A 23862-nucleotide genomic window follows, 5' to 3' on the forward strand; every position below is an offset into this window, starting at 1 on the left:
GCTCAGATCTAATACTTGATCTTAATGGTATAAAAAGCATGTGGCTGCATCGGCAAATCCACTTTTTTCTTATTCACTGGTAAGGTAGTTTGCTGCGGAACAACGCGCAGTTCTTTACCTACCGCATTGAATGCGCCTAGATCATTGGCTGTGATAAATTCTACTTGTGCATTTTTATCTAACTTTTGTGAACCATTCAGATTTACCGTGATTTGTTTCGCTTCTCCACTTACATTTACAAGCTTCAAGGTAATGTTACGATGTTCTTCATCGAGCACTGCCGATGCGTAGATGCTATCTTGACCAGCAACGGCAACTCCTTGATCCAACAAAGACAAAATATGTGTTCCTCTATTAGTCGAATATGCTTTTTGTACGTAATAACTCGGTGTAGGATACACTTTCATATTGTCCACCCAAATGAGGTTTGGATTCCATTGCCAGCCTTCGGCATGCGCAAATAATGGCGCATAAGAAGCCAATTGTACGACATCTGCATTGCGCTCCAATCCCGTTAGGAATGCTGCTTCAGACAAAGCAGCTTCCCAGTTATTCCGCTGCTCTGCGTGCGTCGCGGCACGGCTATGTGCTGCGTATTCACCTGCAAAAATCTTTGGTCCTTTACGATCATAGTTATCGTACCGTTTGGCATTATTCAAGAACCATTTTGGTTCTTGGTAGAAGTGCTCGTCGATAATATCTACATTCATCGTACGTAGCTCTTTGTCCAAGTATTCAAAATATTCTCCGCTAGAATACGGTCCTGCACTCGCTATGATTTCGACTTCTGGATGTTTTTCCTTTAGTATTTTTTGAAAAATGGCTAAGCGTTCGACATATTGAGGTCCCCAGTTTTCATTTCCTACGCCTAACAGCTTTAAGTTAAAAGGTTCTGGATGTCCCATATCTGCACGCACTTTCCCCCATGTGGTGTTCACCGAACCGTTGGCAAATTCTATCAAATCGATGGCATCTTGAATATAAGGATCCAACTCATCCAATGGTACTAATTCGCCCGTATTGAATTGGCAAGCCATACCACAGTTGAGAATTGGTAACGGCTCAGCACCGATATCTTCTGCCATCAAGAAATACTCATAAAATCCCAGGCCGAATGTTTGGAAATAATCTGGCGTTAAGCGATGCGCAAACTCCGTGTTCCAACGGTTGATGATCAACTGACGATCTTCAATTGGTCCCACCGTTTTCTTCCATTGGAAACGTTGCGAAAGGTCAAATCCTTCAACAATACAGCCGCCTGGAAAACGTATAAATCCTGGTTTGAGATCGGCCAAAGCTTGCACCATATCGGCACGCAAACCTTTTTTGCGTCCTTTCCAAGTATCTTCTGGAAATAGCGAAATCATATCTAAGTCGATCACGCCGTTACCTTCAAACCACATGCGGAAAGAACCTTTCGGATCTGTCTTAGTAGCCACTAAACGTGCCTCAGCACTTTGCCAGTTTTGCACATCTGCGGTTGGTTGAAAAGCTGTTTCGCCAATTACTTGACCCGTAGAATCCAATAACTCTAACTTGACGCGAATGCCGGCATTGGCTTGACGGTACAGTACGGAAAAATCATAAGCCAATCCTTCTTTGATTCCCATACCGCGGAAACCTTCGTTTTTTAACCCAAGCGTGGTATCTGCTTTTCGCGTATCTACGCGCAGATAGCGTGGGTTAGCTTGATGTTCTTCTTCCTGCCGATTTAAGATGGTCATGCTCGCTTCGGTATTTTTACCCAGCTTTTCCCAGCCCATCATTGGTCTAAAAAATTCAAAAGAACGATTTTTGATCAGCTCGGCATAAATGCCGCCATCTGCTCCCATGTTAATATCTTCGAAGAAGATGCCCCACATATTGGGATTGATCTCGCCTTTCGGCTGATTCACATCTACCACAAAGGTCTTTTGATTCTGTGCTAACACATCATTGGATTGCACCTGCAATGCAGTAGCTAGCAGCGCTATTTTTAAGAGATTTTTTCGAGAGAAAATATGTTTTCCGGTAATTGCCATAACAGGTTTATAGTGGTTTAATTAGAAAGTTAAAGGTATAATTTTGATATGGAATGAGGTATTGCTTCAACGGCCATGCTCCCCAGCTGTTGATACCACCTACTCCCATTTGTTTTAAATCGATGTTTAGTTGTGTTTGTGGTCGTTTTACTAGATCGGCCGCGTGGCGCTGTATACGTTTCTCGCCGTCGTCCAGATCTGCGTCAAAATAATGCAACGCACTAGCGCTAAAGGTACTATCTGCTGCGATCAATACGCCTCGACCTTTCTTGTTGGTTACTTTGTACCAACGTAGATCAGTTTTGTTGCCCGTCTCGTTGGGCATTACGTAAGGGAAATATTGTGCATCGACAGTCTGCTGATAATGACCAACATGCGCACTGAAATTGCGATCGAGGTAATTCTCGTGTGGGCCACGACCGTAAAATTCGACGTTCTCAAAACCGGCCGGCAAGATCCATTGCATCCCGAACCGTGGCAGCACTCCCATTTCCTGTGCTGTATCTACGGCCAACTTTTGCGAAACGGAAACGACACCTGCCGCATTAATCACGTAATTCATTTCTAACGTTGCGAACACACTCGGAAGTGCTTGTTGCACGGTCACGTGCGCCAGATCGTCCTTCAGCTCGAAGCGCATATCTTTTATTTCCGTTTTCTGCGTTGCTGCTTTCCACGCGGCTAATTTGGTCGGGATTTTGGCACCAATATCATTGTCATTTGGCGCGCGCCAAAAGTTTGCTTTGAACGAGTACGATGACTCTAGCAAGGAAGTGCCTTTGTACACGAATTTACTGAGCGCACCCGTCGTCGCATCAAAGAGCATGTCTACATCTTTGGATTTTATGACGATGCCAGAAGGATCTTGATGAGCGGATAATTTGCCATTTGCCACTACCGATGATGTTGTCGGGAATGTCCCGCCTAAGGCCAATTGCTCCGTCGCAACAATATGATTCGCTGGAATCAGCGGTTCTGCTGTTTTAAGGCGGTAGGTAACGTTTAAGAAGGTTTCTCCATCCAATTTCTTATCCCATTGGAAAGGCAAAGTGATCGTATCTTGCGGATCGACGGATAAATGTTCGACGGTCCAAGAGGCTACTTTTTTGCCGTTGCGGATGATTTCGAACTCGGCTTTCACATTGCTCAAATCGGTAAAGAACTTCTCATTATAAATATTCACGGCTGCATCGCCCGACAAGCTCGTGTGAATATCTTGATAGACTTTTTTCATTTCCCAAGCATGCGGATACGGCGTACGATTAGCATAAAAAATTCCTTTGGAAGCAAAATTCCAATCGGTAATCGCTTCTTTGGGTTCATAATCGCCGCCATAAGTATACACGGTATCGCCTTTCTCGTTGATCTTCTGAAAGGTCTGATCGACGAAATCCCAAATATAACCGCCTTGAAAATGTCCTTTATGCTCACGTATGATATCCCAATAATCTTTGAAATTGCCGAGTGAATTGCCCATGGCGTGCGCATATTCACATTGGATAAATGGTTTGGTCGGATTCGGGTAGCGCTTTACATAGTTTTTCATCGCATCTGGACTGGCGTACATCGGCACATTCAGATCGGTATTCCAATCAAATCGTAATTCGCCATAGTTGACAACAGCCCGTTCATATTGTACCGGACGGGTGGTATCGCGCTCTTTCATCGCGACATAACTTCTGTAAAAATTATAGCCATTGCCCGCTTCGTTACCCATACTCCAGATCACCACACTAGCGTGGTTTTTATCGCGTTCTTGCAGGCGTGTCACACGAGAAACATGTGCATTTTCCCATGTCGGTCGGTTGGCCATCGTGTATGATAAATCGTAGCCCATGCCATGCGACTCGATATTGGCCTCATCGATGACGTACAAACCGTACTCGTCACATAAATCTAACCAGAGTTCTGCATTCGGGTAATGACTATTTCTGACCGAGTTGATATTAAACTGTTTCATCAACTCAATATCCTTGATCATGGATTCGCGAGAGATCACCTGTCCTGTCTTCGGATCGGTTTCGTGGCGGTTTACCCCTTTTATCAAAATGGGTTGGCCATTCACCAAGAATTGACCGTTTTTTATTTCAATCTTTCTAAAACCAATCCTAGTCGGAATAACTTCCAAGACATTGCCCTGCGCATCGAGCAAGGTAGAGGTGATAGTATATAGGTTTGGTGTTTCAGCCGTCCACAATGCGGGATTAGCGACTGGAATTTCTACTTTCACGGTCGTAGAGTTTGCTGCCGGAACGGTTTGCTGGCCGATAATTTCTTTGCCTCGCGTTAGCACGAATGATACCTGATGCCCTTTATCTGTAGCTTTATTGAGCTTTACTTGTGCATGCAGCACTCCGTTTTCGTAGTTGTCGTTCAGCGATGGCACCATATCGACATCATACATATATTCTGAATTACGTGCCAGCAAATAGCAGTCGCGCGTAATACCACTCAATCGCCACATATCCTGATCTTCGAGATAATTGGCCACGCCCCAACGCATGACTTTTAGCGCGATGAGGTTTTTACCTTTTTTCAGAAAAGGACTTAGGTCAAATTCGGAAGGTAGTTTGCTATCTTCGCCGTAACCGACGTATTCGCCATTGACCCATACCGACAAGTTGGATTTGGCAGCGCCAATGTGCAACGTTATATGTTTGTCTGCCCAATCATCAGCGATTTCTACTTCCCGACGATACACGGCGGTAGGATTAAAATCCATCGGAACGTGCGGTGGATTCGGACGACCGATCAAATAAGTAAATTCAAAACCGGAGGTCGTGTACATCGGGAAGCCATAGCCATTCATTTCCCAATTGCCCGGAACAGTAAAGTTGGGCCATTGGCTATCGTCGTGATCGATCTTTTCAAAACCTTTGGGTAAATCTGCAGGTGCTTCTACCCATTTGAATTTCCACGAACCGTTGAGACTTTTATAATTTGTGGATTGTTTCCAATCTCCATTATTAGCGGCAGACTGATTTTCGTACACGAAATAATCACTGCGCATCGGCAACCGATTAACTTCGACGATCGTCTCATCCAGCCATGGAATACCTTTGCGTTGTGCATCGGTAAGGGTAGCTTTTGACTCACCAGATCCCACTAAAGTAACACTGGATTGCGCCAGTGCGGTTGCGCTAGCGAACGTAGATACGGCAAAAAAAACGAATATCTTATACAATTTATTCTTCATATCGATTGAAAATGACTGCATATCGCTACGCGGTCGAATATTGAAAATCGGCTAGTATGTGTTTATACCACTAAGATAAAAGCAAATGCATGCTGTGGAGGGGGACATTTTTACCCAAAACAGGGTGTATATTGACCGAATGGGATTGGTGATCGTAGTACTGGTAACGAATGTATGACACGAGCAGGATTTCTAAGAAAAGAATAAACAAAATGCGCCGAAACAAAAAAGCAGACCATACTACGATGGCCTGCTACTAATAAACAACTATAAAAACGATCTTTTAAAATCCGTTTGGCGCTGAACCACCAGCTGTGGTCCATCCTGGATTTTGGTAAATTACGGAAGTTGCCGCCGAATTGTCCGCCGAAGTGAGGATGAAATGTAGCGCCGCAATTGGTTCGAGATAGTGAGCCATAGTAAAGCGTGCACCATTGTAACCCAACGAACTGCCTTGTATTTCTAACGGACGTAAATACGAACTACGAGCTGGATCGGAAACTATAGCATTGCTATTGGATGCGCCAAATACTAGAGCGCTTGTCTCGTACCAGTTTTCCATAGGGCCCCAAAGTTTAAAACCTTCGAAGTGATACGGCGTTTGTATCATCTGATCCATGGCACGCCACCGCTTCAAATCCATCCAACGCAAACCTTCAGCCATTAATTCATTGCGACGCTCACGACGAATATTGTACAAGGTTGGGTTAATCAGATTTCCTGCCGAGTAGGCCCCCCAATCCAAGGTTTCTTTACTCATCTCGGTCGCAGCAATTGTCTTGGTATAATCCGGATCCACTTTGGCACGGGTACGCAAAGCTCTCCAATAACCTTGTGCTTTGCCATCTATACTTCCATTCTTTTCGTAACACGCCTCAATATAGTTAAGGTATGCTTCTGAAGCACGGAATGTAATACTACCCGTATATCCTTGACCATTATTCATCTGCATAGCGTCGTAAGAAAGACCTTTTCGCAGTGCATATCCAGTCGTATATTTTTGCTCCCAGTTGGTCGCCAGAATTTGTGGTGTCGGCTCCACAGCTACTTCCGTGTTACCAGCACCTCTATTCAGTAATACATTGCGCTGGTTAGGCTCTTTCAAGAAAAGATTCAATCGTCCGTCGCGATTAGCACGTACATCGGCGATATAATCATCTCCTTGATATCCACTCCCTGTAGCGTAAATTGGCAAACCGTTGGCCATTAGAAAACTTTCAACCATACTACGTGTCGTACCTACAGCATAATTTCCTGTAAGCGAATTGACTGGCACATTGTGCGTCACCACGCTTTGACTATACTCTCTCCAAAGCAATACCTCGCTATACGTTGACATATTTACAGCAGAGAACATATTATAATACGGGTTTTCATTTGCCGGAGATTCAATAATACCGGTATTTTCTACTAAAGCTACTTCATCTGCCACTACTTGCGCACTTGACATCGCCTCGGTCAGAAAGAAATCGATTTCTTGATCAATACCTCCAGATGGATATTGATAGTTGCTAGTAAAGTCTTTGGTTGCACCTGGCCACTCTGGACCATTCGGTACAAAGGCTGTACCTTTAAAATACTTCAACCAAGTGCCTTCATATAAAGCTACTCTTGACTTTAAAAGTAAAGCCGCGTGCTTCGCAATACGCTGTTTGCGCCCGCCTGGTGCTTGTACTTTAAGTAGCATAATAGCGGAATCCAGATCAGACAAGATAAAACGTGCCACCTCGTTGCGCGGGGAACGACGGCTTGCCTCTACCAAAAGATTCGGATCGCTATCGTTCATGGTGGTTTTCAAAATTGGAAAGTCACCTAAGGCCTGCAGCTTTTGAAAGTAGGCCATCGCACGCAGAAAATATCCTTCGCCAACATAGTGCTCAATATTAGCAGAGGTACCAAAGATAGAACCTGCTTGCCATTTAGGCACTACCGTATTGAGGTAATAATTTGCTTGAAATATAGCGCCAAAACTCCAATCTCCTCCATTTGCAGCCACACGTTGTTGGCCTGGTACATAACGATTGTTGACCGATGGAGTTACCATATTATCCGTACCACCATCAATACCGAAAGTACCGTAAGACCAGTTGCCATGTGAAGGTAATAGTTCGGTGTATCGCGCAATGGTATATGCGGCTAATTGACTTTCATCCTCCAGATAATTCTCGGGAATAATCTGGGAAGGTGGTTCTATGTCTAAAAACTTTTCGCAGGAACTCAGACCTGCCACCGCTCCGATTAGGAGCATATATTTTGTAAAAAACTTATTATTCAATTTCATGATATCCCTAATTAAAAAGTAAGACTAAGACCAGCTGACCATACTTTGTTCAATGGATACACCGTTCCGCTTGAACCTCCATCGATTGTTTCTGGATCGAATACGGATGATACTTTAGATGAAGTCCATACATTTTCACCTGATATGTATACGCGCATTCTGGAAATTCCCAGACGATCCATCGTACCCGCTGGTAATGTATAACCTAACATGATATTTTTCAAGCGGATGTATGAGGCATCTTGCAAGTAACGGGTTTGAACTTGCTGATTTCTACTCGTGTTAAATGCTGGTCTAGCATAATAAGCGTCGAGATTAGATCCTAATGGATCGCCTTCCGGACGGAAGAAATCTTCGTGTGCCGTCAAACCAGTGGAAAACCACTGGTTTGACGTTGCTCCCCAGAAATAATATCCGCCCTGCCAAATGTCTCTTTTTCCAACACCTTGAAAGAATAAACTCAAGTCAAAGTTTTTGTAATCTGCATTCAAGTTCAAACCAAAACTATAACGTGGTGTATTGTTACCAATCACGCGTTTATCACCAGGATTACCTTCGGTATCATCACCCCAATCAATCACGCCATCACCATTGAGATCTTTGTACATAATATCACCAGCACCCCATTGCTGACCTAAGCGGCTTTGACCTCCATTTGGAAGAGTTGCCAAGTGAGCATCCATTTCTTCTTGTGTTTTGGCAATACCAATGGTTTCATAACCCCAGATTTCGCCTAGCTTTTGCCCAACACGATATCTGTCTAATTGACCGGCTTCATTATTGAAACGAGTAACGGTAGTTTGATAATCAGAAAGCAGGAATTTAGCACCATAGCCAAAACCACCAGCGGTACGGTCATTGTACCCAATGGTCGCTTCAAATCCGGTTGTTTTTAGATCCGTGTTATTGCTTTGTGGCACGCCAGTACCCAATGTAGCAGGAAGCGTAGGTGCATCAGCCACCATGTTCAATGTTTTACGTGAAAACACCTCGAATGATCCTGTTAATCGGTTACTCATTAAAGCAAAGTCGACGCCGATATTGGCTGTATTGATTGATTCCCAAGTTAGGAACGAACTTACCAAACCTGGTGCGCTAGCTGTATTTGGTGCTGTACCATTCAAAAGCCATCCGCCATTAGTTACTCCAATTGGCATTACCACGTAGGTTGGGTACCAATCATTGGTGCTTTGGTTGCCTAGCTCTCCGTACGAAGCACGTAACTTCAGCATATTTACTGTAGATGACCAATTATCGAAGAAAGATTCTTTGGAAATATTCCAACCAGCAGACACTGATGGGAACCAACCCCAACGCGTTCCCTGACGGAAGCGAGAAGATGCATCGTAGCGCAAGTTACCTTCAAAAAGGTACTTTTCTTGGTAATCGTAATTCAAACGACCAAAAAAACCTGCTGTAGCCCAATTTTGATATTGTCCAGAAACAGCCGGCACGATTAATTCTCCGTTAGGATCAGTACCGGTTGTCAAATCCAACACCGGTTGGTTAGGTGCTATGATACCATTGCGTTGAGCACTCAAACTACGGTATCCGGTCCACTCTGCCTGAAAACCAACCATTCCTTTGATATGGTGATTGCCTAGATATTTATCGTATTCCGAGTAGGCATTGGCATTATAGTAGTTTTCTTTCCATCCGTACTCGTGTACGTTAGATGATTGTTTGAATAAGTACGGTTCACCATTTACATCGTAATTATACAATTGCTGGGAATTCCAGTGTCTAAATTGTGTAGAAGTGCGATAGTTGATCTGTCCTACAGTTTTCCAACCAGCAATAGGCTCCAAGGTCAATTGCAATTGTTGAAAGACGAAATCTTTAGTTGATTTATCATGCCCACCATCGCGCATACCTAAAGCGGGAGAAGGTGAACTAAATAAGTAGCCATTGGGATCGTAAAGTGGCAACGTTGGCCAACCTTGACGACCCAAATCATCATAAAACGCATTCGTTAAGTTGGCAGGACGTTGATAATCCTCACGCACTAATCTCGCATTGTAACCCACTGTAAAATAATCAGAAACCTGCGAATTGATCTTGGCTGATACGGCATAGCGATCGTAGTGATCGGTATTGAAAGCCATCATACCACCTTGCTTCATGGCATTTCCAGAAAGATAAAATGTCGTTTTTTCCGAACCTCCATTCAAGCTAAGGTTGTGTTCCTGAGCAAATGCCTGATCTTTGTACATCACGTCGAACCAATCTACGTTGTCATTGCCATAGGCATATCCTTCACCCCACCGAGATGAATTATTAGGATCAACAATAGTAGAACCGGTGATCGTACCGTTTTGATAATCTAATATTCGTTGTAGATGTGATTCACTAAAAACCAATCCGCTATTGCCATTAACTGCCGCGCGGTTGAAGTATTGTGCAAATGTGTATGAGTCCATCATGGAAGGCATAGTAGTTGGCCGGTTCGTACGAAAATTATTGTTGTAATTGACGACAGTTTTACCCGCTTTTCCAGATTTTGTAGTAACCAATATTACCCCAAAAGCTGCTCTCGATCCGTAAATGGACGATGCCCCAGCATCTTTTAACACGGAAATGCTTTCGATATCCTGCGGATTTAGTGCGGTGAGCGACCCTTCGGAACCATCAATCAATACCAGTGGCGCGGACGACGAACTACCTATTGTACCCAAACCTCGCACGTTGATCGAAGCACCTGCTTCCAATGAACCACTGTTTTGAGAGATATTAAGTCCTGGCGCCAAGCCTTGTAATGCTTGCACGGCGCTTTGAACGGGTCTGTTCTCCAATTGCTTAGCATCCACAATAGCGACCGAACCTGTTAAGTTCGTTTTCTTCTGCGTTCCGAATCCGACCACGACGACTTCTTCTAAAGCATCGCCACCGGAGGTCAACATCTCGACATTGAGGGTATATTCTCCATTGGCTCCAACATTTTGATCGGTTAAATTGATGTTCTGCCGCTGGTAGCCCATAGCAGTAATGATTAATGCATCTGTCGCTTTTACGGCGATGCTAAATGCACCCTGTTCGTTGGTAGCAGTTCCCTGTTGCGTACCCTGCACTTGCACAGACGCACCTGCTAAAGGTTGGCCTTCTGCAGTAACTGTTCCTTTCACTTGCCGACTTTGCGCGTAAGCGGTGTTGAGTGCCACTGCGATCACATAAAACATCAATAAGATGCTTTTAATGAGGTAACGATTTTTTCTCATTTTTTCTGGTAATTAAGATTCATATTTTCCCTACCGATTAGTTGCCGATGGTGTTAGGTTCATGTGGTATACACGGTCTGTGTATACTGGCTTGGATCGATTAGTTAAGGGACAAATTTCCATAAAAAAAATGCCCACAACGTGGGCATTTTCATCTTTGAGAAGGGGTGAATTCGTTTTAAAAGCCTTTTTAAATGATTTAAATCGATATTTTATGACAAAAAATATTTTTTAATACTGCCACCGATCTTGCCATTTGAAGAACAGTGAGCCGGCATCATCGAACTCAATTGGCAACCAAATGTATCGACTATCTTTCAGGTTATTGGGATTCCAGCGATCTGCCATAAAGATAAATTTATCTTTTTTCCCAGGTACTGCAAGGATATGTGTACTTTGAGACTCGAAGGTGCGATCTGCACCTGAGCCGATAGCGGGATTACCGTGGCGCGTCCAATCTCCCAGCATTTTATCTGCGGTTAGTAATCGAGCGGCGTTAGGCGCCCAACCGGTACAACCTGAGGTAACCATGTAGTATTTTCCATCCTTTTTTAATAAGGCAGGTGCTTCATTGTGGCCACCAGGATCTACACGTACGTACTTGCCGGTATAGCCTAGATAATCTTTGGTCAGTTCGGCAATATGGATAGTCAAATTATCTTCAGAAGAATAAACATGATATGCAGTCTGATCGTCATCAACAAATAATGTCATATCCCGAGCCATCTGTCCACCTGCAAAATCGCGACGTACAAAAAGCCCATCACGGATCGCTGTCATCCAGCTTGGGGTCCACCACTCGGGATGATCGTCAACCGTGACACGCGATTGACGCTGCTCTTTAGTCATATTTAGTGGCCATTTCTTTGGATTAACGCGCCCTGCTTTATGGAATACAAACGGTCCTACAGCATGATCGCTGGTTGCTAGGCCAACGTAGGCCGCCTCATAACCTTTTCCTTTGAGTTCTAAATGAAAGTACATTACAAATTTCTTCGTTTTTTGGTTATAAATCACTTTTGGCCGCTCTATAATACTTCCTTGTGTGATCGGGCTACTCGTATCTGTTGAGGTCTTTAATGCTAAACCTTCTGCTTTCCAACTATATAAATCCTGCGAAGAATAAACCGTAACTCCTTGTGATTCCTTTCCTCCTCGCTTCTCACCGTACCAATAATAGATTCCATCGTGGTACAGTACTCCACCGCCATGCGCATTGATGTGTTCACCGTTTTGATCTAACCACAATTCGCCAGGATGGAACGCTGTGCGCGTATCGACTTGCTTAGGCCGCTGACTAGCCTTCTGATATACACGCACATAATCAATTTCATATCGTGCAGGCAAGAGCGATTCGTCGATTTCACCGCCATTATCACCGCCCAACGCGAGATTCAACAGCATATAATGCGGTTGTTTGAAAGGATAAAATCCCGAACCATCTTTGTTGGCCAATTTGCTTTGCGGCACTTTGTTTAGCAGTATATCATCGACATATAGTGCGATCTCCTGCTCATCCCAATCCATCCGCCACACATGAAACTCCTGCGCCCATTGCTCGCCTCCTAACTCAGCTACAGATTTTTTACCATTGTGCCATTCTGCTTGCCAACGGCGATTCGTGCCGACAGCGATGTTCGCTAACAAGTTGCCTTGGTAATATTCCATGATATCGATCTCGCCATTAGAAGGCCATTCTCGATCGACTCCTAAAGTCCAAAATGCCGGCCAGATGCCCTGCCCAACAGGGATTTTAGCACGCATTTCAAAACGGCCATATTTCCATGCGTGTTTGCCTGATGTATTGATCGAAGAAGACGTATACTGAATATTTTGACGTGATTTTGCCCAGTGCTCGCTATTCGCTTCGTACGTAGGGTTAGGTTTGACCTCCTTCCTAGCTTCTATCACCAATACACCATCTTTTATACTGGCGTTTTCTTCTTGATACCATTGATCTTCGTTATTGCGTTGAAATCCTTTTTCAAAATTCCAATGCTGCGAATTGACCGAACCTGATCCGTCAAATTCGTCCGACCAGACCAATTGGTAATTTTGATCTTGAGCAAAACTGATGGACACACAATGGAAAATAAAGCAGGTTAGTAGGAAGCTTCTTTTCATAGATTTTATATTATGGTTTTGTAAGAAGCAAATTTATGCGCTCACAAACTTCGGAGGTGGGTCATATTCACCAAAACACGGGTGTATAATACCATTTATAACTAATTGTGCGCGATAATCGTAATTCTGTATTATGTGCGAAAGTGTTTTATTTGTGTTAAATTTGCTTTAAGCTTTTATTAAAGTTATATTTATTCAACGGCATTGTTGTGAAATGACTGATGCGAAAGACTAGCCACCTAATGAAGATCTTACTAATACTGCTTTTGTTCGCGGCAGGTATATCAACCGCAAAATCTGAGAACAATCCCCCCATTCGCTATATCGGCATAGAAAAAGGACTTTCGAACAATAATGTCACCTCGATATTCGAAGATCGAGATGGCTTTATGTGGTTTGGCACATTCGATGGCTTGAACCGATTTGACGGCTATCAGTTTATGGTGTTTAAAAATCAGCCAGGCGAGCGTCGATCATTGCCCGATAACCGCATTACTGATATTTCTCAAGATGATAAAGGTCGGATTTGGGTAGCCAGCAAATCGGGGTTTGCTAGGTTGGGATCAAATTATGAAGATTTTCAACGCGTTCAATGGAAAGATTATGCGCCTTTCCGGCAAGATCAAGCCAACATATCTGCCAGTGTTAACCAACTAGCGTACTCCACCACACAGGGAATATTTGCAGCGACATCGCTCTACGGTTTATTACAAGTTGACTCCAATGGTGAGCAGCCTGTCGCTACTAAAGTACCGCTACAATATCGTGACGGAAGTAGAATCTTAGATTACAATGCGCAAGGCGTAGTAGCAACGGCAAAAAATGAAATATGGGTATTTATTCATAATTACGGACTTTGTCGCCTTAATTTGCAAAGCAATGTGTTAGAAGTAATCGACGACCATATCAAAAGCAGCATTGCCCTAAAAGTTGATGAAAACGGGCAATCTATTTGGGTAGCTTCTAATGATAACCTGCATAACTTGTACGAATTTGATTTGTATCAAAATTCCTACACCACCTACCCTATTAATCCTGCCCTTGCACCGTTTGAAATCACCTCGCTCTACGCCAAATACGAAAAAGTATATATTGGATCTGAAGGAAATGGTATCCTAACCTTCGACAAGAGAACCAACCGATTCGAACAATATCAAGCAAGTACGGGCTGGATGAAAAGTATGACGGTATACAGTATGTATATCGATCACATGCAACGTAATTGGATTGGTACGCTGCGAAGCGGTATCAATGTAGTAGACAATCGCTTAGCGCGATTCCACTTAATACAACCTGGATCTGCAAATGATCGGCAAAATCCAAAAAATTTCATCCTTTCTTTTGCCAATGGCCAAAAGAATGACTTGTGGATTGGCACCGATGGTGGCGGCATGATGCATTGGAATCGCAATTCCAACGACTTTACACATTATGCTGCTGATGATAAAAGGAGCGCTGGAAAGCTAAATAACAACTTTATTACAGGAGTTTTGCAGGATGAGGATGGATTTGTATGGGCTACAACTTATGGTGGTGGCATCAACCGTTTAGATCCCAAAACGGGTCTTTTCAAACAGTACAGCTGTCGTGCTAAAGATAATAATCGCTTATTTACTTCCACGTGGAAAATATATGCAGATAGTAAAAAGCGCATTTGGGTGAGTACATTAAATGGTGGCGGCCTATTTTGTTATAATCGGAGTACGGATCAATTTGACGAAAAAGCAAAAGACATTATTGATGTGTTGAGCATGTATGAGGAATCGCCAGATGTGATGTGGTTTGGTAGCTGGTCTACCTTAACGATGCGCAACTTCGTAACGGGCGAACATAAAATAATCAACACGGAATTTCCGGTACGGGATATTTACACAAACAATGACGGATATATCTGGCTGGCAACAGAAGGTGGTGGTTTGCTCCGCTATGAAAAAGCTACATGTAAGATTAAACGCTATTCAGAAAAAGATGGCCTACCGAGCAACACGGTTCTCAATATCTTGCAAGATCATGCAGGCACATTCTGGTTGTCTACCTACAATGGATTGGCGAACTTCGACTCGACTAAAGAAGCATTTACCAATTACTATGATTCGGATGGATTGCAAAGCAATCAATTTAATTACAATGCTGCTATCAAACTGACAGACGGAAGCGTAGCTTTTGGTGGCATACACGGTTTTAACTTGTTTCACCCAGGTCAACTCAAATCTTTGCAACGAGATTCGAAGATGGTGCTCACTGCACTGAGCATAAACAATAAACCGACCGATTTATTTAGCGAGAGTAAATTTTATAGTTCTACAAATCACATTGACAAGCTCATAATTCCATTTCACGATGCCGTGCTCAATGTACATTTCTCGGCGCTCGAATTCTCTTTCCCGACTAAAATAAAGTATGCTTATTTTTTGGATGGATGGGATAAGGACTGGAACTACGTCGATAATGTAAGAACCGCCAACTACACTAATCTGAAAGAAGGAAAATATACGCTAAGGATTAAATCCACGAATGCAGATGGTGTTTGGGCAGGCGTCGAAAAAGTAGTTGAAATCGAGATATTGCCACCTTGGTGGCGTAGCTTTTGGGCTTACTTTGCTTACATCGCGCTGATCATGACAGCAATATTTGCTTACATCAGATATGACCGAAAGCAAACACGATTAAAATATGAAATTGATCTTGCGAAAGTGAATGCAGAGAAGAAAAAGGAGCTTCACGAAAAGCAAATTGCATTTTTTACGCACATTGCCCATGAATTTAGAAATCCACTAACACTCATCGTAAATCCACTCAAAGAAATGAGTACGGAGCTGGCGCATCAGATTGATCGCGAGGATATACACCGCGTGTACCGCAATTCCAAACGTTTGCTGAACTTGGTAGATAAGCTACTTTTGTTTCGCAAAACGGAGAGCGGAATGGATCAGCTACGCCTAGTAAAAGCTGATATTGTGAGCCTTACGCAGGAAGTGTTTACCTGTTTTCAGCAACAAGCAACTTTACAACACATCCAGTATGAATTTGAGAGTAATATTGAGCATCATCTGCTGCTGCTAGACCGCGAAAAGATAGAAATCAGTCTGTTCAACCTTATCAGTAATGCCTTCAAATACACGCCAAATGGTGGTAGTATTCGTGTGGTACTGCAATGGCGGTCTGCCGATTTTTCAATTCAGATTATCGATACAGGCTGTGGTATTGCAGCACAAAATAAAGATCAAGTATTCAACGTTTTTGAACGAGACTATATTGGAAATAATACCAATAAGGGTGGATTTGGGATTGGCCTATATTTAGTAAAAAGTTTTATATCTGCACACAAAGGAAGTATTGTCCATCGGCCACATGTTCCGGCAGGAACAGAATTTGAAATTTTATTACAAAACGGCAAGACACATCTTGCTGAATTCACCATTTTCGAAGATGTGGTAGAGCACAGTGCCAGTATAGACGAATTTATGGAAGCACCATCCATCTCACAATCTGTCGATGCGCCGGCCGCTCAACTAGAAGTCGCAACGCCCACTACAGATCCCGTCTTAGCTACAAAAGAAACACCCGATTACCAAAACCTGGTAAGCGATAAAAAGACGATGGTGGTAGTAGACGACAATATAGAAATCAGAAAATACCTCCGCAAAATCTTTCAGCATGACTTCGAGATTCAAGAAGCAGATTGCGCGGAAACCGGAATCACCATGATTGAGCAAACTCCGCCAGATATCATTATTAGTGATGTGGTGATGGGCGAGTTATCGGGTATTGACCTCTGCCAGCACATCAAAAATATTCCGGCGCTGAGCCATATTCCGATCATCCTGCTCACGGCGAGTAACTCACAAGATATTAAACTGAAAGGCTTGGAAGGCAAGGCAGACGATTATGTCACCAAACCATTTGACCGAGAACTGCTGATTGCACGTGTCAACAACTTAATTCAGAGTCGCAGCCATATGCAGCGCCATTTCTACGATGAGATCACCCTACAACCAAATAATCATAAGATCTCCAAAGAACATCGCCTATTCTTAGAGAAATCAATCGCTATTGTAGAACAAAATCTCGATCAAGAATCGTTTAGTGTAAAAGAGCTTGCCGACCAGATTGGCATGAGCCATTCTAATTTTTATAAACGAATAAAAGCCATTTCAGGCAAATCAGCCAACGAATTTATACGCTTTGTACGACTTCGCAAGGTTGCTCAGATACTCATCGAAACCGATTCTAATGTGAGCGAAGCAGCCTTTGCCGCAGGTTTTAACGACATAAAATATTTCCGCACCCAGTTTTCCAAAGTATTTGGGATGAAACCCTCTGAGTTCAAAAAGAAATACGATGCACTACGCAAGAATCATCGGGTAATTATTTAATAGCGTTTTTGACTAAAAAGATATAACTTGTAGTTCAAAACTAAGGGAGTGAGTGGAATATCTAATTACTCCCATTATGCATGTAAGCTTAACCACCTTTTTATGAAATATCTTATTGCGTCGGCATTACTTTTGGCCAATCTATATGTAGCTACAGCACAAACCAAACAGGTGCTATTGCAGAATGTCCGATTAATTGATCATCAGGCAGCAAATCTTACCTCGCCGATGCATGTATTGATATCGGACAATACCATCGTCAAGATTAGCTCCTCTCCTATTTCGGTACAGCACAGCGACGTGTTGAAGATCGATGGTAAGGGGAAAACCTTGATGCCTGGACTTATCGATGTGCATGTGCATTTGGTTTTTGGAGCGCTCACGCTTCCGCAAATGGTAACCAGCGATCTGTCGGAGGAGTTTTTACTAGAAAAAGTCGGCAAATCTGCCGAAGATATGTTGTTACGTGGCTTTACGAGTGTGCGGGATGCTGGCGGCCCTATTTTCCCTTTGAAGGCTGCCATTGATAAAGGACAATTGGTAGGTCCGCGTGTTTGGCCATCTGGTGCTACGATTAGTCAAACTGCAGGACATGGTGATTTTAGAACCCCAGATGAGCGATCCCGTCGGTTTTTCGGTGTCGTTTCCAGAGCCGAACGTTATGGAGCCACCTTTATTGCTGATGGCCGCGCAGAAGTACTAACTGCGGTTAGAGAAAACCTACGTTTTGGTGCTAGCCAAATCAAATTAATGGCAGGCGGTGGCACATCTTCGGCCTACGATCCAATTGATGTGACACAGTACACATTTGATGAGATGAAGGCCGCGGTGGAAGCAGCAGAAGATTGGGGAACTTACGTAATGGTACATGCCTATACCCCGAGAGCAGTACAACGCGCGATAGAAGCAGGTGTTAAATCGATTGAACATGGACAAATGTTGGACGAAGAAACCTTAAAGATGCTAGCTGATAACAACGTGTGGCTGAGCCTTCAAAACCTAATGGACAATAACGATAATATGGACGCACAGCGCAAAGCGAAACGTAAGCCCGTATTGGAAGGGCAAGAAAGAGTATGGCCTATGGCCAAAAAATTAGGCGTTAAACTAGCTTGGGGTACAGATTTTCTTTTCGAACCTGAATTGAACGACGATCAAAACAGCTATATATTAAGGCTTCAAAAATGGTTTACAAATGCTGAAATCTTAAAAATGATCACGCAAGATAACGCCGAATTATTGCAATTATCAGGATTACGCAGTCCGTATCCGGGCAAATTAGGAGTTATTGAAGAGCAGGCATTAGCAGATTTGTTGCTGGTGGATGGCGACCCGCTGAAAAACCTGGAGCTACTTTCAAATCCGAAAAAGAACTTTCTACTGATCATCAAAGACGGTAAAATTTACAAAAATACGTTACAAAAAGATTAGTCATTCTAGCTTTTTCTGCACTCTGAACTGATTATGAAGACCACCTGCTATTGGGCGTAGCTAGGCTTTGTGCTACCACAGTAGATCCCTTTACTGATCACTTTCTGTTTACCATTAATGAAATACCTGTTGATTGCTATCTACTGTGATTACTGTTGCACAACACGATGCCAATAGATAGTATATTCCACTATGTTTACAACGTCTAATCCTTCACCCGTTAAAATATCTATACCGCGCGAGGGTGCACCAATAATGACTCCGCTACCCGCTTGTTTCAACTTTTCACACACTCTGCTCCCTAACAGACCAGTTCCTCCTAATACCAAAATCTTCATAATTAACTAATTTTTACATGAATCCAATAAAGAAAATACGCTACTTAAATGGCGATCTTCTTTCTTTTAGTGTCAAAGAAAAAGATTTAATAAAAGAAGTAGATCATCCAAGATTTACATTTCCGACCATCCAGCAGTTAATCCTGTTTTCGTCCAGCTAACTTGGCCGACTGACGTGCTTGTATATAAGCCGATGGTGTATGTTTAAATTTGACCTTAAAGACTTTTGTAAAATAATTCGGATCAGAAAAGCCTAATTCGTAGGCCACTTCGGCGATGGATTTATCACTCTTACACAACAGGTGTGTTGCTTTTTCTAACTTTATAGATCGAATATATTCTACAGGAGTCATTCCGGTATAATCCAACAATTTGTTATATAACGACGCTCTGCTGATCGATAGATGAGCGCTTAACGATTCGACTGATAACTGAGGATTTGCGATATTGTCTTCGACATAAGCGTGTGCTTTCTTTAAAAATTTTTCATTTTCGGATACTATTTCCACTTCGGGTGATACGATATCGATATGCTTCGAGTATTTGTCTTTAAATGCTTGGCTAAGTGACAACAGTCGATGCACTTTTGCTTTAAAATGATTCATATCAAAGGGCTTATTGAGGTAATCTACTGCGCCCGATTCCAGACCATATACTGCACCATTAGGTAAGTTAGCTGCTGTTAGTAAGATGACAGGGATTTGTTTCGTTCTTTTGTCTAGATGAAGCTTGTGCACTAGCTCCACTCCATTCATAATAGGCATTTGGACATCGCTAATGATAATATCTGGATGGTGAAAAAGTGCCTTTTGCCATCCATCCATTCCGTTTTCCGCTTCGACGATTTGATACTGCTCCTGCAAATGTCCTTTCAAATAAAGACGAAAATCAGCGTCATCTTCTACGATTAAGACTTTCGGGAATCCTGACAGATCCGTCGGCGCTTCATCTTTAGCCGCTAGCACAGTAGGTGTATCATCCTGATCTTGAGACTGCACTGCGGCTGATCTTTTGAGTTTGAGATCAAACTGAAACACGCTGCCTTTTCCAACTTGGCTTGACACCGCGATCGTACCACCATAAAGTTCGACGAAAGATTTGACGATCGAAAGTCCAATACCAGATCCTTGATTGAGGATGTGCTCTTCCGCCTTTAGTTGAAAGAAGCTGTCGAAGACCTTTTCTTTGAATTGGTCTGGAATACCAACACCCGAATCCTGCACAGCGAAATTAATCTGCAAGATGCCTTGTGCCTTGTCGATAACCTCTGCCGCTACGGAAACTTCGATGTTGCCTCCTCGCGGGGTAAACTTAAATGCATTAGAAAGTAAGTTAAATAGTATGCGCTCGATCTTATCTTGGTCGAAGCGAACAAAAAGTTCATTTGTACAGGAGGTTACTTTTAAATTTATGTCTTTTTGTATCGCAAGATCACTAAAGGATGTTACGCATTGTCGAACGAAAGACATGAGTTCACCATCTGTATTACGCAAGGTTATCTCATTCTCTTCGAGTTTTCTAAAATCTAGCAGCTGGTTTACTAAACTTAGTAAACGCTCGCTGTTGCGTTGTACAAATTTGAGCTGTTCTGCGGCTTTTTCGCTGTGCATTTCGCGCAGCAGATTGTCTACAGGTCCTTTGATTAACGAAATTGGTGTTTTGAATTCATGACTTAGATTGGTCAAAAATTGGATCTTCATTCTATCAAGATTTCTCAATTGCTCTGTCTCTTTTCGCTCTTGTTCTATTAATTGTTTGGCAGAGACGCGTTCTTGTTCTAAAGCGAATTGTGCTTTTAAACGTTGTATACCTCTCGCCCTGATTAATAATAAAGTTCCTAGGGCCATCACAGCGTACAATATGTATGCTGGAATAGTTTTCCACCAGGGCGGCGAGATGACTACTTCGATAGATCGCTCATTGTTGCCCCAAACCCCATCGTTATTACTTGCTCGCACTTTAAAACGATAATTTCCGGGAGGAATATTGGTATAATTCGCCACGTGCTCTTTACCTACCGTTATCCAATCTTTGTCGAATCCTTCTAAAAGATATTGGTATTGATTGGCCTCGGGTACGGTAAAGTTGAGCGCTTCAAAAGATATGGCAAAGTTTTGATCGTATCTTAATTTTATCCTTTCTGCCAGCAGCAGAGAGGTACTTATAGGCTGATCTTGTCCGGGATTCACGGGTGTATTATTTACGCGCAAATTAGTCAGTACGATCTTAGCCGGGTTTTGATTTATCTTGAGATTTTGTGGGTAAAAATGGTTGAAGCCACGCTGCCCACCAAAAAATAGTTCACCATCGGCTAATTTAATGCCTGCACCTAAACTAAATGCTCCAGCCTGTAAACCGGAAGAGTGCGAATAATTTTTGAACAAATTTGCTTGTACATCATAGCAGCTTAGGCCCTGACTGGTACTAATCCATATTTTACCGCTACTGTCTTCCATGATTTTCTGTACGACACCATTAATAAGACCATCGTTAACGGATAATACTCGGAATCGCTGCTCACCTTTCTTCAACACGCCAATTCCATCGCCGTTTGTCCCGACCCAGGTATTGCCACTACGATCATGATAAATCGAAGAAACATAATTGCTGGGTAAGTTATGTGATGCTGCATTGATACTTCGGGACGATCCAGTATTCGGATTTATGACGGTTATACCGGCTCCATACGTGCCAATCCACATTTGATGGTCGTCCATTTCTTCGATAGCACGAATGTACCCGAGTTTATCATACTTCGATATGGTTTTCCGATCGGGATGCAAAACATTTACGCCTCCTCCATTGGTGCCAATCCACAGATTGCCTTTTCGATCACTTTTCAGTGCAAATATTTCATTGCTATTTAAATATGTAGCACCTGAGCCTGCTTTGAACCTGGTTACTTCATTTTTTACAACATCATAGCCATACAGTCCTCCTTGATAGGTGCCCACCCACAGGGTATTGGCATCTTGTTCCATGGCCAATACGTTTAAATCGTTTGGCAATGAAGATACTAGTTGTTGACTACGTTTGGATTTATCGTATTTCCATACACCTGCTCCATCCGTTCCGATGTATACATTTTTCTGGATGGAGGCTAGCGCCGTCACGATAGCACCATCGCCGGCGTAGGATGGTACACCATCAATGGTGCGAAGATTAAACTCATTCAGGTTGCTATCATATTTGTTCAATCCGCCTTGATACGTACCGATCCAAGATATACCGTAATCATCTATCAAAATAGAACGTATCGAATGTGTACTCAAACTTTGCAAATCGCCCTTCTGAGGTTTGTACTGCTTCAATTTGAAGGTATTGATATGCAAAACATGCAGTCCTTTATCACTACCAATCCACAGGTTACCAGCATTATCTTTATCAATGGCGTACAGGTTATTGCTATACAACTGCCCCCCTTTTAATAGTGGTGAGACAGATTCTAACTTCTCACGTATGTGATCTATGCGAAGAAGGCCCTCGGTAGAAGCAAACCATAGGTTGCCCAAGTCATCCTGAACAATACTCCGAATAATACGATCGGCTCGATGGCTTTGTCCCGCATTAGGCACATCGTATGCTTTTACCAAGTTTAAATTGCGATTGTATTGATATAGCTGTTGATCGGCCGCAATCCACAAATTCCCGCTTTTGTCTTTATAGCTACAATATGAAATCTTTCCTTCTAATGTTTGGTTGAGTTTTGCGTAAGCTCCGTCGGTTCGGATCTGCTGCGTATCACCATCGATACAATAAAATGCGCCAAACGCACTCACCCATACGTTACCTTGATTATCGCTATACACGGAGTTGATGGCTGTGCTCATGCCAGTGGTGGTCGTCGGATGATAATGAACAATGCGATCCGTTTTTCGGTCATAGTATGCTAAACCACCTCCATTTGTACCAATCCAGATGCGTCCAGAAATATCTTCATGCAAAGAACTGATATGATTAACGCCGAGTCCATCATTTTCTGTCGGGTTGCGCCTATAAATCTTGAAATTGGTGCCATCAAATCGATTTAAACCATCTTCAGTACCTATCCAAAGGAAACCAAATTGATCCCGTATTAATGCATGAATGGTATTGGAAGATAGACCATCTTTAGAATATAGGCGCTGAAAATCAATTGCTTTATCTTGCGCTGATGCAAAACTTACCATCAAACACATACTAAAAACACACAATGCAACCGCTTTCATAATTATGTTTATCAAAGGCATCAGAAAATTCGTTTATAATTTGGTTAGACTGAAAAAACGATTCGTAAATATAACTTATATTACCCATTAACAGGATATTTCGTAAGCTCTTTTTGCTGCGATGTATTATCTTTTCCAGCATATAAGGTGCTCAATTACTGTTTTTGAACATCTAAAATACATATCACTTTACCGCAGTACCATTCCAAAAACATATCACGATAGCTCCTGTCCCACCTTTTTTTAAGGTTATACATTCTTACCGCTTTTTTCGACAATATTACCACTCCAACAGCCTACAAGCGGATAATTTTGTTTGCAAGAATTACTGATCAATTTATCAGAACCATAAACCTAAGGGAAACCTACGCATCGTGTAAATCACTAATTGCACCTTTCTACTTGTATTTGACGCGTGCTGTATAGCCAGCATGTGGCACATCATAGCGATATGTAACAATAAAACAATCGCTTGCATAAAGCAACAGGTCGCATTGGTCTACAGCAATGGGTAAGTATCACGACTAAATTTTGATGCATTATGAAAAATAAGCGGTTTAAATGTAAAGAACCATAGGAACGCTTTATCTCAAAATGGAAGTTAAAATCAAGAAAAGCGCTACATCATGTACATATCGCATTTCATTTTAACCCGACATATTTCAGGTAACC

10 protein-coding genes are annotated in these 23862 nt (G+C 42.6%); 3 read left to right on the forward strand and 7 right to left on the reverse strand.

From position 1 onward, the window contains the following. Positions 1–8 precede the first annotated feature (8 nt). The 5 genes from A0125_RS04010 to A0125_RS04030 all read right to left on the reverse strand — a co-directional run bounded on the left by A0125_RS04010 (position 9) and on the right by A0125_RS04030 (position 12837). The gene (locus A0125_RS04010; RefSeq protein WP_066752392.1) at positions 9–2021 is read right to left on the reverse strand and encodes an alpha-L-arabinofuranosidase C-terminal domain-containing protein; all 2013 of its coding nucleotides are present in this window, start codon (positions 2019–2021) and stop codon (positions 9–11) included. Positions 2022–2028: 7 nt separating this feature from the next. After that, entirely contained in the window at positions 2029–5217 is a 3189-nt protein-coding gene (locus A0125_RS04015) for a glycoside hydrolase family 2 TIM barrel-domain containing protein (RefSeq protein WP_082784901.1), read from the reverse strand. Positions 5218–5500: 283 nt separating this feature from the next. Further along, positions 5501–7498 (reverse strand): RagB/SusD family nutrient uptake outer membrane protein, encoded by a 1998-nt coding sequence (locus A0125_RS04020; protein WP_066752395.1) that lies wholly within the window; start codon positions 7496–7498, stop codon positions 5501–5503. Positions 7499–7509: 11 nt separating this feature from the next. Further along, positions 7510–10713 carry a SusC/RagA family TonB-linked outer membrane protein gene (locus A0125_RS04025; RefSeq protein WP_082784877.1) on the reverse strand — a complete coding sequence of 1068 codons (3204 nt, stop codon included), beginning with the start codon at positions 10711–10713 and terminating at the stop codon, positions 7510–7512. A gap of 231 nt (positions 10714–10944) precedes the next feature. After that, positions 10945–12837 (reverse strand): family 16 glycosylhydrolase, encoded by a 1893-nt coding sequence (locus A0125_RS04030; RefSeq protein WP_066752398.1) that lies wholly within the window; start codon positions 12835–12837, stop codon positions 10945–10947. 242 nt (positions 12838–13079) lie between these two features. On the opposite strand from A0125_RS04030, the gene A0125_RS04035 reads away from it, so the two are divergent. Next, on the forward strand, positions 13080–17213 hold the full coding sequence (locus A0125_RS04035) for a hybrid sensor histidine kinase/response regulator (protein ID WP_066752401.1): 4134 nt from the start codon (positions 13080–13082) through the stop codon (positions 17211–17213). A 102-nt stretch (positions 17214–17315) separates the two neighbouring features. Next, complete coding sequence (locus A0125_RS04040) at positions 17316–18644, forward strand: metal-dependent hydrolase family protein (RefSeq protein WP_066752403.1); 1329 nt, start codon at positions 17316–17318, stop codon at positions 18642–18644. A 149-nt stretch (positions 18645–18793) separates the two neighbouring features. On the opposite strand, the gene A0125_RS16570 is transcribed toward A0125_RS04040, so the two are convergent. Continuing rightward, the gene (locus A0125_RS16570) at positions 18794–18982 is read right to left on the reverse strand and encodes an NAD-dependent epimerase/dehydratase family protein (protein WP_066752406.1); all 189 of its coding nucleotides are present in this window, start codon (positions 18980–18982) and stop codon (positions 18794–18796) included. Positions 18983–18999: 17 nt separating this feature from the next. Here A0125_RS16570 and A0125_RS15785 point away from each other — a divergent pair, with 17 nt between their 5' ends. Then, positions 19000–19143, forward strand: coding sequence for a hypothetical protein (locus A0125_RS15785; protein ID WP_197464766.1), 144 nt, complete (start codon positions 19000–19002; stop codon positions 19141–19143). On the opposite strand, the gene A0125_RS04050 is transcribed toward A0125_RS15785, so the two are convergent. After that, the gene (locus A0125_RS04050; RefSeq protein WP_197464767.1) at positions 19120–23190 is read right to left on the reverse strand and encodes a hybrid sensor histidine kinase/response regulator transcription factor; all 4071 of its coding nucleotides are present in this window, start codon (positions 23188–23190) and stop codon (positions 19120–19122) included. The two genes, A0125_RS15785 and A0125_RS04050, sit on opposite strands and share 24 nt — an antisense overlap. Positions 23191–23862: the final 672 nt, after the last annotated feature.

Source organism: Sphingobacterium populi (genome assembly GCF_001586775.1).
Lineage (GTDB): Bacteria > Bacteroidota > Bacteroidia > Sphingobacteriales > Sphingobacteriaceae > Sphingobacterium > Sphingobacterium populi.

Coding starts and splice junctions, on each gene's coding strand:
- A0125_RS04010 (WP_066752392.1), bottom strand. CDS start 2,021: ATGGCAATTACCGGAAAACATATTTTCTCTCGAAAAAATCTCTTAAAA.
- A0125_RS04015 (WP_082784901.1), bottom strand. CDS start 5,217: ATGAAGAATAAATTGTATAAGATATTCGTTTTTTTTGCCGTATCTACG.
- A0125_RS04020 (WP_066752395.1), bottom strand. CDS start 7,498: ATGAAATTGAATAATAAGTTTTTTACAAAATATATGCTCCTAATCGGA.
- A0125_RS04025 (WP_082784877.1), bottom strand. CDS start 10,713: ATGAGAAAAAATCGTTACCTCATTAAAAGCATCTTATTGATGTTTTAT.
- A0125_RS04030 (WP_066752398.1), bottom strand. CDS start 12,837: ATGAAAAGAAGCTTCCTACTAACCTGCTTTATTTTCCATTGTGTGTCC.
- A0125_RS04035 (WP_066752401.1), top strand. CDS start 13,080: ATGAAGATCTTACTAATACTGCTTTTGTTCGCGGCAGGTATATCAACC.
- A0125_RS04040 (WP_066752403.1), top strand. CDS start 17,316: ATGAAATATCTTATTGCGTCGGCATTACTTTTGGCCAATCTATATGTA.
- A0125_RS16570 (WP_066752406.1), bottom strand. CDS start 18,982: ATGAAGATTTTGGTATTAGGAGGAACTGGTCTGTTAGGGAGCAGAGTG.
- A0125_RS15785 (WP_197464766.1), top strand. CDS start 19,000: ATGAATCCAATAAAGAAAATACGCTACTTAAATGGCGATCTTCTTTCT.
- A0125_RS04050 (WP_197464767.1), bottom strand. CDS start 23,190: ATGAAAGCGGTTGCATTGTGTGTTTTTAGTATGTGTTTGATGGTAAGT.